This is a genomic window from Variovorax sp. PAMC 28711 (assembly GCF_001577265.1).
Lineage (GTDB): Bacteria > Pseudomonadota > Gammaproteobacteria > Burkholderiales > Burkholderiaceae_C > Variovorax.
This window is the reverse complement of record NZ_CP014517.1, coordinates 2,702,501-2,716,961: the sequence shown is the minus strand read 5'-3', so window position 1 is coordinate 2,716,961 and position 14,461 is coordinate 2,702,501. Positions and strand designations below refer to the sequence as shown.

General features: G+C 64.5%; 13 protein-coding genes and 2 rRNA genes (1 of these 15 only partly in view). 5 read left to right on the top strand and 10 right to left on the bottom strand.

Going from position 1 to position 14,461, the window contains the following annotated elements:
* Positions 1–24: 24 nt before the first annotated feature.
* The 3 genes from AX767_RS13180 to AX767_RS13170 are packed head-to-tail and all read left to right on the top strand — an operon-like array spanning position 25 to position 2,640.
* On the top strand, positions 25–984 hold the full coding sequence (locus AX767_RS13180; protein WP_068631752.1) for a diacylglycerol/lipid kinase family protein: 960 nt from the start codon (positions 25–27) through the stop codon (positions 982–984).
* Positions 981–1,817, top strand: coding sequence for a metallophosphoesterase family protein (locus AX767_RS13175; RefSeq protein WP_068631751.1), 837 nt, complete (start codon positions 981–983; stop codon positions 1,815–1,817). Before AX767_RS13180 ends, AX767_RS13175 begins: the two co-directional genes overlap by 4 nt.
* The gene (locus AX767_RS13170) at positions 1,807–2,640 is read left to right on the top strand and encodes a phosphatase PAP2 family protein (protein ID WP_068631750.1); all 834 of its coding nucleotides are present in this window, start codon (positions 1,807–1,809) and stop codon (positions 2,638–2,640) included. Before AX767_RS13175 ends, AX767_RS13170 begins: the two co-directional genes overlap by 11 nt.
* On the opposite strand, the gene AX767_RS13165 is transcribed toward AX767_RS13170, so the two are convergent.
* The 5 genes from AX767_RS13165 to AX767_RS13145 all read right to left on the bottom strand — a co-directional run bounded on the left by AX767_RS13165 (position 2,616) and on the right by AX767_RS13145 (position 8,095).
* Positions 2,616–3,683, bottom strand: coding sequence for a type II asparaginase (locus AX767_RS13165; RefSeq protein ID WP_068631749.1), 1,068 nt, complete (start codon positions 3,681–3,683; stop codon positions 2,616–2,618). The two genes, AX767_RS13170 and AX767_RS13165, sit on opposite strands and share 25 nt — an antisense overlap.
* 117 nt (positions 3,684–3,800) lie before the next feature.
* A complete protein-coding gene (gene lnt, locus AX767_RS13160; protein WP_082755016.1) occupies positions 3,801–5,363 on the bottom strand; it encodes an apolipoprotein N-acyltransferase in 1,563 nt (520 codons plus the stop codon).
* Complete coding sequence (locus AX767_RS13155; protein WP_068631747.1) at positions 5,360–6,238, bottom strand: HlyC/CorC family transporter; 879 nt, start codon at positions 6,236–6,238, stop codon at positions 5,360–5,362. Before AX767_RS13155 ends, lnt begins: the two co-directional genes overlap by 4 nt.
* A gap of 63 nt (positions 6,239–6,301) precedes the next feature.
* Positions 6,302–7,030, bottom strand: a complete 729-nt coding sequence (locus tag AX767_RS13150) for a GNAT family N-acetyltransferase (RefSeq protein ID WP_068631746.1) — start codon at positions 7,028–7,030, stop codon at positions 6,302–6,304.
* A 177-nt stretch (positions 7,031–7,207) separates the two neighbouring features.
* Positions 7,208–8,095 carry an esterase/lipase family protein gene (locus AX767_RS13145; RefSeq protein WP_068631745.1) on the bottom strand — a complete coding sequence of 296 codons (888 nt, stop codon included), beginning with the start codon at positions 8,093–8,095 and terminating at the stop codon, positions 7,208–7,210.
* Between the two features lie 103 nt (positions 8,096–8,198).
* On the opposite strand from AX767_RS13145, the gene AX767_RS13140 reads away from it, so the two are divergent.
* Both AX767_RS13140 and AX767_RS13135 read left to right on the top strand, forming a co-directional pair.
* The gene (locus tag AX767_RS13140; RefSeq protein WP_068631744.1) at positions 8,199–9,890 is read left to right on the top strand and encodes an AMP-binding protein; all 1,692 of its coding nucleotides are present in this window, start codon (positions 8,199–8,201) and stop codon (positions 9,888–9,890) included.
* A gap of 53 nt (positions 9,891–9,943) precedes the next feature.
* The gene (locus AX767_RS13135) at positions 9,944–10,543 is read left to right on the top strand and encodes an MBL fold metallo-hydrolase (protein WP_068631743.1); all 600 of its coding nucleotides are present in this window, start codon (positions 9,944–9,946) and stop codon (positions 10,541–10,543) included.
* An 84-nt stretch (positions 10,544–10,627) separates the two neighbouring features.
* On the opposite strand, the gene tnpC is transcribed toward AX767_RS13135, so the two are convergent.
* The 5 genes from tnpC to AX767_RS13110 all read right to left on the bottom strand — a co-directional run.
* On the bottom strand, positions 10,628–12,235 hold the full coding sequence (gene tnpC, locus AX767_RS13130; RefSeq protein ID WP_068631742.1) for an IS66 family transposase: 1,608 nt from the start codon (positions 12,233–12,235) through the stop codon (positions 10,628–10,630).
* Between the two features lie 76 nt (positions 12,236–12,311).
* Positions 12,312–12,668, bottom strand: a complete 357-nt coding sequence (tnpB, locus tag AX767_RS13125) for an IS66 family insertion sequence element accessory protein TnpB (protein ID WP_068631741.1) — start codon at positions 12,666–12,668, stop codon at positions 12,312–12,314.
* Complete coding sequence (gene tnpA / locus AX767_RS13120; protein WP_068631740.1) at positions 12,665–13,072, bottom strand: IS66-like element accessory protein TnpA; 408 nt, start codon at positions 13,070–13,072, stop codon at positions 12,665–12,667. Before tnpA ends, tnpB begins: the two co-directional genes overlap by 4 nt.
* Positions 13,073–13,208: 136 nt before the next feature.
* A 5S ribosomal RNA gene (rrf, locus tag AX767_RS13115) occupies positions 13,209–13,321 on the bottom strand.
* A 143-nt stretch (positions 13,322–13,464) separates the two neighbouring features.
* Positions 13,465–14,461, bottom strand: a 23S ribosomal RNA gene (locus tag AX767_RS13110); it runs 1,879 nt beyond the window's last position.

Below are 14,461 nucleotides of genomic sequence, written 5' to 3'. Positions count from 1 at the left end.
GCAAATACCTTTTTGAACGCTGCCATGACGCCCCTCGCGATCACTGAATCCCCGCCGTTGTTGATCGTCCTGAATTCCGGCTCCGGCCACGGAGCGGCCGAAGACGCGCGTGCGGTCATCGAGGCCGGTTGCGCCGCCGCAGGCCGCGAGTGCCGCATCTTCCTGATCGATGCACCGGGCAAGATCAAGACGCTCGCCAGGGAGGCGGTCGAGGCGGCGCGCGCGGCACGCGGCGTGGTGGTCGCAGCGGGCGGCGACGGCACCATCAACGCAGTGGCGCAGGCCACGCTCGGCAGCGGGTGCGCGTTCGGCGTGCTGCCGCAGGGCACCTTCAATTACTTCAGCCGGACGCACGGCATTCCGTCGGACACCGCTGAAGCGCTCCAGGTGCTGCTGACCGAATCGCCGCGCGCGGTGCAGGTCGGCCTGGTGAACGACCAGGTGTTTTTGGTCAACGCGAGCATGGGCCTGTACGCCAAACTGCTCGAAGACCGCGAGGCGTTCAAGGCGCAGTACGGCCGGCATCGCTGGGTGGCGTTCTGGTCGGGGCTGATCACGGTGCTGCGCGGTGAGCGCCCCTGGCACCTGCACATGGCGTGGAACGGCAAGGAGCGCGACATCCGCACGCAGACCCTGTTCGTGGCCAACAACGCGCTGCAGATGCACCAGGTCGGCCTGGCCGAAGCCGATGCGCCGGAACAGGGCCAGCTGGCAGCCATCGCACTGAAACCGCAGGGCGCCTTCGCGATGATGGGCCTGCTGGCGCGCGGCGCGCTCGGCCGGCTCGGCGAGGCTGACAGCGTCGAAAGCTTCTCTTTCGAATCACTGCACATCCAGCCGATGCGCGGGCGCAAGCGGGTCAAGGTCGCGACCGACGGCGAGATCGGCTGGATGCAGATGCCGCTGCACTTTCGGGTGTCGCCAGAACCGCTCTGGCTGGTGCGGCCGGACGTCGCGGCCGAGCTGGAGGCGACACGCCAATGAGCAGGGTGCTGCTGCAGATTTCCGACCCGCACTTCGGCACCGAGCAGGCGCCAGTCATGGCAGCGCTGGAGCGGCTTGCGCATTCGGAAGCGCCGGGGCTGGTCGTGCTGTCCGGCGACATCACGCAACGCGCCACGCGGGTCCAGTTCGAGGCGGCGAAGGCTTTCGTGGTGCGGCTCGGGGCACCGGCGGTGCTGGCCATCCCCGGCAACCATGACATCCCGCTGTTCGCGTTGCATGCGCGATTGCTCGACCCGTATGGCCGGTACCGGGAAGCGTTCGGCGACACGCTGGAGCCGGTGGTTGACTTGCCCGGATGCCTTGCCATCGCCCTCAACACGACGCGCTGGTATCGCCACGAAGACGGTGAAGTGTCTGCTGCGCAGATCGAGCGCGTTGCCGAGCGACTGCGCCGCGCCGCGCCGCACCAGTTGCGCGTGGTCGTGGTGCATCAGCCGGTCGCGGTGACGCGTGCCGAAGACCTGTCCAACCGATTGCATGGACGCGATGCCGCCGTCCCGCGCTGGTCGGCGGCCGGTGCCGATCTCGTGCTGGGGGGGCACATCCACCTGCCGTTCGTCCAGCCCTTGCACGAGACGTTCGCGGGGTGCGCGCGCGCGCTGTGGGCGGTGCAGGCCGGCACCGCGATCTCGACGCGGGTGCGCTCGGGCGCGCCGAATTCCGTCAACCTGATCCGCTACACCCCGAACGCCGGCCCGCGCGCGTGCGTGGTCGAACGCTGGGACTGCGAAGCCGGCGCCGGCCGCTTCGAACTCGCCGCCTCGCACACGCTTCGTCTGGCCGACAGTGCCACCGCACCGCATGCCGACTGACTCCCTGCCGCTCGTCGCGTTCGCGCAGCACGTGGGCGAACACGCGTTGCCGATCTTTCTCTCCACCCTGGCCGCGCTGGTGTTGCTTGCCGGTACGGCCGGGCTGCTGGTGCAACGACGACGCGCGCGTCGCGCCACCCGCGAGGAAGTCGCGCCGACGGGGTTGCGCTGGCTGGTCGCAGCGTTCGCGGCGGGCTTCGCGCTCATCCTCGGCGCGGCGAGCCTGTTCGAGGCCATCGCCGACCGGCTCGACCCGGCCCATGCGATGGGCCAAGCCGATCAGGCGCTGGCAGACGCGATCGCGCAGCACACGCCGCTCGGGGCGTTGCGCGTCTTCGCGCGGGTCACGCACTTCGCAGACCCGCCCGTTCTGGCCGCGCTCGGCGCGATCGTGGCGATCGTGCTGTGGCGCCGTCGTGCGAAGTTGCTGGCCGCCGGATGGGTGCTGGCGCTGGCCGGCAACGCGGTGCTCAATCCGTTGCTCAAGGGCATATTCGAGCGCGTTCGGCCGGTGCACGATCACGGGCTGGCGCAAGCCTCCGGCTTCAGCTTTCCGAGCGGCCACAGCTCGGGTGCGATGGTGACCTACGCGATGCTGCTGTACGTCGGGCTGCGGATGCTGCCGGCGCGCTGGCATGCGCCCGCAGCCATGGCCGCGGTGGCGCTGGTCTTCAGCATCGGGTGCAGCCGCATCTTCCTGCAGGTGCACTTCGCGAGCGACGTGGCGGCCGGACTGTTGTCCGGCCTCTGCTGGGCGGGAGTCTGCGTGGCCGGGCTGGAGTTCGCCCGGACGCGTGCTCAGTATTCCCAGAAGATGCGCTGAAGTTCCTTGGTGTCGCTGGTCTTGGTCAGCGCGACCATCGCCAGGATGCGCGCCTTCTGCGGGCGCAGGTCGTGCGCCACCACCCAGTCGTACTTGTCGTCGGGCTGCTCGGCGTTGCGGATCACGAAGCCGTCGGGCACGCGCGAGCTGCGAATCACGACGATGCCGTCGGCGCGCACTTTCTGCAGGCTCGGCACGATGCGGTCGGCGACCGAACCGTTGCCCGGGCCGCCGTGGATCAGCGCCTTGATGCCGCTCTTGCCGAGCGCGTCGATAGCGGTGGAGGCCACGCCTTCGTAGCCCATCGCGATCTCGACCGGCGGCACCGCCGTCATGGTGTCGATGTCGAACTCCGAATTCATGGTGTGACGCTTCACAGGCGCGCGGAACCAGTAGTTCTTGCCCTCGACCACCATGCCCAGCGAGCCCCACTGGCTCGTGAACGCGCTCGGCTTGATGTTGAAATTCTTGCTCACGTCGCGGCCGCTCTCGATGCTGTCGTTCATGGTCAGCAACACGCCCTTGCCCATCGCGTCCTTGCTGCCCGCCACGCTTACCGCGTCGTACAAGTTGAGCGCGCCGTCGGCCGACAGCGCGGTGCCCGGACGCATCGAGGCGACCATGACGATCGGCTTGTTGGTGTGCACCGTGAGCGTCAGGAAGTACGCGGTTTCTTCCACCGTGTCGGTGCCGTGCGTGATGACGATACCGTCGACGTCGGGCTGCTTGGACAGTGCCGACACGCGCTTGGCGAGCGTCACGAGGTTGTCGTTGGTGAGGCTTTCCGAGGCGACCTGGAACACCTGCTCGCCGCGCACGTTGGCAACCTTCGAAAGCTCCGGCAACCCGGCGATGAGCTTGTCGACACCGACCTTGGCGGCCGCGTAGGTCGCGCTGTTGACGGCCGAAGCGCCGGCGCCGGCAATGGTGCCGCCGGTCGCGAGGATGACGACGTTGGGCAGCGACTGCGCTTGCGCGATCGCGCTGGCGGCGATCAGTGCGGCGCCTGCGGCGAGCGCACGAAAACGGGACGAAAAATGCATGGAAGCTCCTGTTGGTATGTGATTGATTCCTCGGGCGCCGAGGAAGATACAGGAACCGTGCCGGAAAGCACTCACAGGCCATGCCGAGCCGGCATGCGCTCATGCCGCGCGCAAATTTCAGCGCCTGCGGCGGCTGAGCGCGATCGTCGCGCCGATCACCAGCAGAGAGGCGATCCAGAGCGGCCACAGGCCGAACGTCGACACCCAGCGCGCGAAAGGCGTTCGTCCGGCACGGCCTTCGACTTCGGCCTCGAGCACGCCGCGGGTGAGGCGCGGGAGCTGGTGCGTGACCCGCCCGTGGTGGTCGATCACCACCGTGGCGCCGGTGTTGGTGGCACGCACCATCGGCCGCGCGAACTCGAGCGACCGCATGCGCGAGATCGACAGGTGCTGATCGATCGCGATCGAGTCGCCGAACCAGGCGATGTTGCTCACGTTGAGCAGGAGGGTCGGTGCGGACGCGTCGTCGCGGAAGTTCGCGCCGATCTCGTCGCCGAACAGATCCTCGTAGCAGATGTTCGGCGCGATGCGCTGGCCTTGCCACAGGAAAGGCGCCTGACCCAGTCCGCCGCTGCGAAAGTCGCCGAGCGGGATGTTCATGAGGTTGGTGAACCAGCGAAACACCGACGGCACGAATTCGCCGAACGGCACCAGGTGGTGCTTGTCGTAGCGATAAGTCGTGGTTTGCCCCGGCTGGAAACCGAGCACCGCGTTGCTGTAGGTGTCGCCATTGCCGATCGGCAAGCCGACGATCGCCGCCTGCTGACCGGTGCTGTAGCGCTCGGCGATGCCCTGCAGATACCCGTTCGGCAATTGCGACGGCAGGAGCGGGATGGCGGTTTCGGGCGTGATCGTAAGCGAGGCACGCGGCGCACCGAGCTGCTCGCCATACCAACGCAATGCCGTGGCCACGCCGCCGCCCGGGATGAACTTCTCGTCCTGCGGAATGTTGCCCTGCAGGAGCGCGACGCCAAGCTTGCCGCGGGCCAGCGTGGCGTCACCGGCCACGTCGCTCACGCCCTTCAGCGCGGTCGGCACGAGCAGCATGGCCACCACGCCGGCCAGTGGAAGGAGGCGTTTTGCAGACGCGGCACCCGGCGTGCGGCGCACCGTCATCGCGAGTGCGGCAGCGATTGCGGCCGACAGCGCGCCCATGCCGTAGACGCCGACCCACGCGGCAGCCGGTGCCAGCGGCCCCTCGACATGCGCATAGCCACCGGCGCCCCATGGAAAGCCGGTGAACCAGCTGTTCCGAAGGAGCTCACCCACTGTCCAGAGCGCCGCGAAGAAAAGTGCGCTCCACGCCCGCCCCGCTGGCGCGAACGCGACGAAGCAGGCACAGGCGGTCGCGTAGTAAAGCGCCAGCCCTGCAGCGAGCGCGAACACCGCGATCACGGCCAGCGGCGCGGCGAGTCCGCCATAGGTGTGCAACGAAATGAAGAGCCACCAGAACGTGCCGCAGAGCCAGGCGGTGGTGAACACCCATCCGTAGCCCAGGCCACGGCGCCATGCGTTCGGCTCGGCGCGCTGCCGAATCGCGTCCAGTTGCCAGACCAGAAACGCCAGCGACAGGATCTGCAGCCACCACAGCGGCTGCCCGTTCCAGGGCGCCGCGATGGAGAGCGCCTGCGCGAGCCCCGCCACCGCGAAGCCGGCCAGGCGAGGCAGCGTCTTGTTCAATCCGAAGCGTCGTCGCCGCGCGCGGGCGAGACCTTGAACCAGCGCACCGCGCCGCCCTTGGTATGCAGCACGACGAAGTCGAAGCCACCGAGCGCATGGTGTTCGCCCCGCTTGGGCACGTGGCCCATCTCGTGCGCGACGAGGCCGCCGATGGTGTCGAAGTCTTCGCTCAGCTGCTCTTCGTCGAACGTGATGCCGAAGGCTTCGGCCACGCGCTCGATCGGCGTGTCGCCGCTCACCCGGTAGGTGTGGTCGGCCAGGCCGAAGATGTCGCCTTCGTCTTCCGGAATGTCGAACTCGTCTTCGATCTCGCCGACGATCTGCTCGAGCACGTCCTCGATCGTGATGAGCCCGGCCACGCGGCCGAACTCGTCGATCACGATGGCGAGGTGGTTGCGGTTGCCGCGGAACTCGCGCAGCAGGTCGTTGAGGCCCTTGGTCTCCGGCACGAAAGCCGCCGGCCGCAGCAGCGCTCGAATGTTGAGCCCCGGCGCGCGCTGCAGCTTGAGCAGGTCTTTCGCCAGCAGGATGCCGATGATGTTTTCCTTCTCGCCTTCGTACACCGGGAACCGCGAGTGCGCGGTGTCGATGATGAGATGGATCAGCGAGTCGTAGGGCGCATCGATGTTGACCAGGTCCATGCGCGGCGCGGCAACCATCACGTCGCCGGCCGTCATGTCGGCCATGCGCAGCACGCCTTCGAGCATGACGCGCGACTCGGCACCGATCACATCGTTGTCTTCGGCGTCGGCGAGGGTTTCGATCAGCTCGTCGCGGGAATCCGGTCCGGGATGGATGAATTCGGCGAGCTTTTGCAGAAAACTGCGTTTGTCTTCCCGTTCGACGGGAGTGCGGTCAGGGTGAGGTTCGGCCACTGCGGGAGGGCGGAGTTGGGGAAGCGCAAGGATACCGGAAGTGTGTTCCGGCACTGCGTGCGTTCAGGCGGCGGACTTGTCGCGCGCGTCGCGCATGCCGCGTCGCACTTCCTGCATCCCACCGAGAAATGCCCAGAATTGCTTGGCGTGGCTCTTGAGACGGAAGTCGACCTCGGCAAACTGGTCGAGCGCGATTTCGCTCATGCGGCTGTCGAAGGTGGCCGCCGGAAGCTGGAGATGCGCTTCGGATTCGGAACCGCTGCGCACCACGCTCGCACCCGCGTTGCGCGCGATTTTCAGCATGGCCGCGTTTTCGCTCAGCGCATGAATGAAGAGCATGCCGACGCCTTCGTTGCGCGCGGTGACCATCGCACGCTCGAAAAGCCGCGAGCCGTAACCACGGCCGCGCGCATGGCCGGACACCGACACGCCGAATTCGGCGCAGTCGTTGGGCTGGTCTGCCGGCGCGAAGGCCACGTGCGCCATCGCGATGAGATCGAGGCGACGGTTGTAGATGCCGAAGAGCTCGTCGCGTTCGAAATCGAGCCCGTCGACGTAGCGCCGGATTTGTTCGTCCGATGCGGAATAGCCGAAGCGCAGATAGCGGTCATGGGCTTCGAGCGACAGCAGGTGGCGGGCGATGCGTTCGCGTTCGCCCGGGCCGATCGCGCGGATCGGCACCAGGACCGGCTGCGAAGGACGCGCCGCGCGCGGCTGCGCCTCGACCATCGGCGCCTTCAGGAAAGAGCCGACGCCGAGCGAAGCTTTGAGAATGGCCAGGGCGTTCAACATGCCTCAAATGTAAGGGTTTCCCCTTATTCGACAAGGGGCCTACTGTAGGGCAATGGCCCATTCGTGCATTGCTACCATGAGGGCGTGGTGGATGCACAACCAACTGTTGCCGGCGCGGAACAGCTGTTGCGCGCTGGACACATCGCGCGGACTTCTGAGGCGCCTGACATTGCGCGTTCAATCGCTGTCGAGGAGCGCCAGCGTCTCGCGCCGCACACGCGGATCGAATGCCATGTCGACATGTCCGCGGCCCGAAGCGAGCCGGTTGTCGGCGCCGGGCAAGGTGGCCGTCGAGATGGGAAAAACGACGTTGTCGCAGTCGGAGTACCAGCAGGTGAACGCCGTGCGGTGCGCGCTTGCGTGGTCGCCGTCGATGCGCGACAGCCACTCAGCGCCGATGCGCATCTGCTTTCCGTTGGCCGTGTGGCCGAAGCGCGCAAGCCAAGTGCCCGCATGCGGCGTGCCGAGCGTGACGATGCGGTGCACGCGCGCGCCGTCGTGCTCACGCAGCCAGGCGCGGACGGCGAGGCCGCCCATGCTGTGGCAAATCATGAGCGGGGGTTGCCCGGTGACGCTGGCGACGCGCTCAACCGCCTCGTCAATCGTTTGCACGAAGGCATCGATGGCGCCGAGCGGCGGCTCGAGGTTGACGGCGACGAAGGCTCGTTCGTCCGCGCGCAGGCTGTGCAACCACGGATTCCAGAAACCGCGGTTGCACAGGAAGCCGTGGATTAGCACCACACCTCTTCTGTGTCGTGACGGCAACTCGTCAGGCACGGCGCCCGACCGGAAGGGCTGGAGCCAGCAGAAAACCTGGAGCGCGATGCGCGTTTCGGCCCACCACGCCTTGCCGCAGTGCCCCGCCGTGGCGCGTGGTCGAACGTCGCTCGCACTCACGCGCCGGCTCGCGATGAATTCGATCGCCAGCACCGCGGAATGGGCGCACGTCAAGACGAAGAGTCCTCCAATCGCCACGGCCGGCGCGCTGCGCCACCAGAACGCGATCCAGCATGTTGACGCGATCAGCCATCCGAACACGATGAGTTGCTGCAAGCGGGCGACCATGCGTTTGACTATCGCACGCGTTGATTTTTTCCGCGCTTCCTAGGACAAGCCCGCTGGTGTCGGACCGCGCCTCGCTTCCACAATCCGCGACACAGGAGATCGCATGCAGACTTACGCACGACAGAACTATCCGGCCGGCGTGCCACACGAGATTCATCCAGAGCAGTACCGCTCGCTCGGGCACATGTTCGAAGAAGCTTTCCAGCGGCACGGCGACACGCCGTTTTCGGTGTGCATGGAGCGCTGGATGAGCTATTCCGAGCTCGACACCTTGTCCAAGGCGCTGGGCGCCTGGCTGCAGTCGCGCGGGCTCGAACCGGGCGCGCGGGTGGCGATCATGCTGCCCAACATCCCGCAGTTTGCGGTGACGATGTGCGCGATCCTTCGGGCGGGCTACACCTGCGTGAACGTCAACCCGCTGTACACGGCGCGCGAGTTGGAGCATCAGCTTCGGGATTCGGGCGCGACGGCGATCGTGATTCTCGAAAACTTCGCCGCGACGCTGGAAAAGGTGATCGAGAAAACACCGGTCAAGCAGGTGGTCATCACCTCGATGGGCGACCTGCTCGGTGGCGCGTACGGCGTGTGGATCACGACCGCAGTACGCCACCTTGCCAAGATGGTTCCGCCGTTCAAGTTGCCGCTCGACGAGGGTAGGACTGTGACGCCGTTTTCCAGGGCCTTGGCCGATGGCAAACGACTTCCACTCGCCGCAGACAGCAGCACGCTGGATTCGATTGCGTTCCTTCAGTACACGGGCGGAACCACCGGCCTCTCGAAAGGTGCGGTGCTGACGCATCGCAACATCGTTGCGGCGACCCTCCAGGCGGAGGCGTGGTTCACGCCGGCGTTGGCACGTGCGGGCGACCTGTCGAAGGTCAACAGCATTGCGGCGTTGCCGCTGTATCACATCTTCGCGTTGACACTCAGCCTGCTCGCGATCCGCCAGGGTTCGCACCTCACCTTGATTCCGAATCCGCGCGATTTCGGGAAATTCGTGGCGGTGCTGAAAAAGCGGCCCTTCCACATGCTGCCGGCAGTGAACACACTTTTCAATGCGCTCCTGATGCATCCCGAGTTCAAGTCGATCGACTTCTCGACCTTGTTCGTGTCGCAGGCCGGCGGCATGGCGGCGTCGGAAGGCACGGCACGGCGGTGGTTCGAAGTCACCGGCTGTCCCATGATCGAGGGTTGGGGCATGAGCGAGACCTGCGCGATCGGCACCAACAACCCGGTGTCGAACACATCGTTCACCGGAAACATCGGGCTGCCGCTGCCGAGCATCGACATCGCGATCAAGGACGACGAAGGTCGCTCGCTCCCAAATGGCGAAGCGGGCGAATTGTGTATCCGTGGCCCGAACGTCATGACCGGCTACTACAACCAGCCGGCCGAGACCGCGGCGGCCTTCACAGCCGACGGCTTCATGCGCACCGGCGACATTGCGGTGATGCAGGACGATGGATACAGCCGGATCGTCGACCGCAAGAAAGACATGATTCTGGTCAGCGGCTTCAATGTCTTCCCGAATGAGTTGGAGAACGTGATCTCGCTCTGCCCCGGTGTGGTCGAATGCGCCGCCGTCGGGGTGGCAGACGAGAAGCAGGGCGAGGCCATCAAGGTCTTCGTGGTTCGCAGAGATGTCACCCTGACCGAAGAGGCCGTCCTGCAGTATTGCAGCAGTCAGCTCACAGGCTATAAGCGCCCGAAATACATCGAGTTTCGCGATTCTTTGCCGAAAACGAATGTCGGAAAGATTCTCAGGCGCGAGCTCCGCGCAGCCGTGTCCACGTGACCATACAGGCGGCTTTGCCGTCCGAAGTCACGGTCTTCGAACGCGGATGACTGTTGTCGGATCACATTCTGTTTGTTGAACGCGATCAGACGGCCTTGATCGATTCCGGTTACGCCGCGCACGCCGGTCAGACGTTTGCGCTGGTCGAGAGTGCGCTGGCGGGACGTCCGCTCGAACGGCTGTTCAATACGCATCTTCACAGCGACCACTGCGGCGGCAACGCTGCCCTGCAGGCGCGTTATCCCGATCTGCTGACCGAAATCCCGCCGGGAGAGGCCCCGTATGTGGCGCAGTGGGAAGATGCTGCGCTGAGCTACATCGCAACAGGGGAGCAATGCGCACGCTCTCACTTCGACGGCGTTCTCAGTCCAGGCACGGCGTGCGTGCTCGGGGATCCCGCCTGGGACATTCATGCGGCGCCAGGACACGATCCGCACGCCGTACTCGTGTTCGAGCCGGTTTCGCGAACGTTGATATTTGCCGATGCCTTGAAACGGCTTCGGGTTGCGTTTACTGAACTGGCAGGCGAACCTTCGTTCGCAGACATCGGCGACACGCCCGATGAATTGGCGGGATTGGCTGCTCAGCTTCTGGAGGAACTGGCAGCCTCCGGTGGAACAACGATAGACGGCGACTTGATTCGGAACAACTAAGGCGACCTTCTTTTCCCCCAAAGGTAAGCGGCCAGCCATCCCACCTTGACGGCAATTAGCGAAGCCCGTTAAGCGATGTGCTGATCAGCCTGCGGGCTGCTGCCAGAGATGCGGAAGCAGCTCGTCGATGCGGCTGTTCAGATGGGTCGGCAGCCGCGTGAGCACGTCCTTCAGGTAGGCCCACGGATCGTGGCCATGCAACTTGGCCGACTGCACCAAACTCATCACGACCGCAGCACGTTGGCCAGCAAGTTCGCTGCCGGCGAACAGCCAGGCTCTCCGCCCGAGAGCCCATGGACGGATCTGGTTCTCGCAATGGTTGTTGTCGACATTCACGTCGCCATCCAGCAGGTTTTGCGTCAGCGCGGTCCAGGCGTTCAGGCTGTAGCTGAGCGCCCTGGCTGTCGAGCTGCCGTCAGGCACGCGGCTTCGCTCAAGACGCAGCCAGGCATGCAGGTCCTCCCACAGCGGCTTGGCGTCCTGCTGCCTTCTGGCCAGTCGCTCTCCGGTCGTCAAGGTGGCCAGTTCACGCTCGAGCCGGTAGATCTGCGCGATGCGCTGCAGCGCTTCGGCCGCGACAGCGCTCTTGCCCCCGTCGCGCAGCAGCTCATCGAACTTGCGTCTGGCGTGCGCAAGACACCCGGCAGGAATGCGTCCGGGCTGGGCGACCATCACCTTGTCATAGGCGGCGTACTCATCGCGCACCAACGTGCCGCGCCACGCCGTTGCGCCGTGCCCGTCATCATCGGGGCCGAGGAAGGCCACGGGGTACTGCGCACCCCGCCCGACACAGAAGTCGTAGATCACCCCCGGCACCGCATCGAAGGCGCCCCGCGCATAGGTCCAGACATAGGCCCGTTTGGTCTTGCCCCGCCCCGGATCGAGCATGGCCACCGGCGTCTCGTCGGCATGCAGCACCTGCGCCGACAGCACGAAGCGTTTGTGCGCGTCGTACAGCGGCATGAGGGCTGCACCGCCTTGCCCGGACCAACTCGCCAGCGTGGAGCGCGGCGTGTGCACGTTCGAGCGTGCGTTGATGGACTCCATCCGGTAGTACGGCAGATGGTCCACGAAGTGGCTGACCATCGTGTGCGCAATCAGGCCGGCCGCCGGCATGCCGCTGTCGATGATCTGCGGCGCAACGGCGTCTTGCACCAGACACTCGCAGCAGCGGCAGGCCCACTTGCCGTAGATGTGGCGGTGCACGAAGAACTCAGCCGGCACGATGTCCAGGCGCTCGCTGATGTCCTCGCCCACGCGCACCATCGGACGGCCGCACATCGGGCTCGGGCAGTTCGTGTTGTCAGGCTCGTGGTGGTGGTCTTCGCGGCGCAGATGATCGGGCAGAGGCTTGCGACGTGGCTTGCGCTCGGTCTGCGTGTCGTCCTTGGCCCCTGCCGCCGGCTCGCCCCTGGCTTGCTCGAGTTGCGCCTGCAGGCTGGATTCGTCCTCGGCCAGCGTCTCCTCGAACAGGCGCCGCTGCTCGGCGCTCATCGCCTCGGTCTTCGCGCCGAACTTCCAGGCCTTCAGCCGTGCGAGCTGGAAGGTGATCTTCTCGATCTTGGCGTCCTTGAACCTGATCTCGATTTCCTGCTGGCGCAAGTGTCGAAGCATTTGCTGCGCGAGTGCGGCGATGGCCTCGGGCGCCAGACCTTGGAGGTCTTCGTCCTTCAGATCGTGCAGCGCTTGCATGTCCGAATCATGCCGATTCCCGTGGCCCGTCGCCACTCGGGGATGCGCTGTCAACGCACCCGTCGCGAGCGCAGCGTCAGAGCCGCGTGATCGTGCTCATCTCGGGCAGGCGCTGCCAGGGCAGCCCGACCACGAGCGCGTCGAACTGTGCTTGCGTCAGTGCGATCGGCTGATCCTTCAACGCACCGATCTCTGCATCGATCTCGCGTGGCCACACGAAGTGACCAACGTTCAACCGTCTTGCAGCGCACCACACGCCGAAGCCGTCGTGCACGATCATCTTGATGCGTGTGGCCCGTGCATTGGCAAACAGATAGCCGTGATGCGCGTTCGCGCTGCCCAGAGCATGGACCACATGCGCCAGCAGGCGCTCGGCGCCGGCGCGCATGTCCACCGGCTTCGTGCACAGCCACAGCGCGTCGATGCGGATCATCGCAACACCTCGCGCAGCCATGCTGCGCAGTCCGCTGCTGCCGAGACCGGCCAGGTCACGCTCACACCGAGCACGCCGCGTTTGAACTCAAGGTGGATGGCCTCGGCAGCAACAGCAGAAACAACCGCTGGCGCCGAAGCTGAGGGCGGTGATGAAGGCGGCGGTGATGGCGGGGGCAACGACAGTGCGATGAACTGGGGCGCCGACTCGGAAATCGCCGTCGAAGCTGCTGATGTGACTGGACTCGCCCCGCGTCCACGGCGCCATTGGTGCACCAGGTTGTCGTTCAACTTGAAGGACAGTGCGACTGCCGCAACTGATGCCCCTGGCTCTCTGCAAGCAGCAAGGACTTGCGCCTTGAACTCTGCGCTGTGGCGGCGCCGTTGCTTCGGATTGACGTCCATTGATGATGTCCAGCTAAATTAGATGGACACCATGGTCTATGCCTCAACGACCGAACTCAAGGTGGGTTAACTGGGCGCTTACCCCCAAAGCAAAAACCCCCCGACCTTTCGATCGGGGGGTATTTGGGCTGTAAGAGCCTGACGATGACCTACTTTCACACGGGAACCCGCACTATCATCGGCGCTGAGTCGTTTCACTGTCCTGTTCGGGATGGGAAGGAGTGGTACCAACTCGCTATGGTCATCAGGCATAAAGGGTTGTCGAGTTGATCGGCAGATCAACCCAACGAATTCATAGAGTTTGGAATCAGCACGCAATGCCTGCGCTGCTTAGAATATATTTTGAATGCGTCAACTTGGCATAACACCTTGATCTGAACGATCAAAGTTATAGGGTCAAGCCGCACGAGCAATTAGTATCAGTTAGCTTAACGCATTACTGCGCTTCCACACCTGACCTATCAACGTCCTGGTCTTGAACGACTCTTTAGGGGGCTCAAGGCCCCGGCAGATCTCATCTTGAAACGAGTTTCCCGCTTAGATGCTTTCAGCGGTTATCTCTTCCACACTTAGCTACTCGGCAATGCCACTGGCGTGACAACCGATACACCAGAGGTGTGTCCACTCCGGTCCTCTCGTACTAGGAGCAGGCTTCCTCAAATCTGCAGCGCCCACGGAAGATAGGGACCAAACTGTCTCACGACGTTTTAAACCCAGCTCACGTACCTCTTTAAATGGCGAACAGCCATACCCTTGGGACCGGCTACAGCCCCAGGATGAGATGAGCCGACATCGAGGTGCCAAACACCGCCGTCGATATGAACTCTTGGGCGGTATCAGCCTGTTATCCCCAGAGTACCTTTTATCCGTTGAGCGATGGCCCTTCCATACAGAACCACCGGATCACTATGTCCTGCTTTCGCATCTGCTCGACTTGTCAGTCTCGCAGTTAAGCACGCTTATGCCATTGCACTATCGTCACGATGTCCGACCGTAACTAGCGTACCTTCGAACTCCTCCGTTACGCTTTGGGAGGAGACCGCCCCAGTCAAACTGCCTACCATGCACTGTCCCCGATCCAGATAATGGACCTAGGTTAGAACCTCAAACACACCAGGGTGGTATTTCAACGTTGGCTCCACAAGATCTAGCGACCCTGCTTCAAAGCCTCCCACCTATCCTACACAGATCTGTTCAAAGTCCAATACAAAGCTACAGTAAAGGTTCATGGGGTCTTTCCGTCTTTCCGCGGGGAGATTGCATCATCACAAACATTTCAACTTCGCTGAGTCTCAGGAGGAGACAGTGTGGCCATCGTTACGCCATTCGTGCAGGTCGGAACTTACCCGACAAGGAATTTCGCTACCTTAGGACCGTTATAGTTACGGC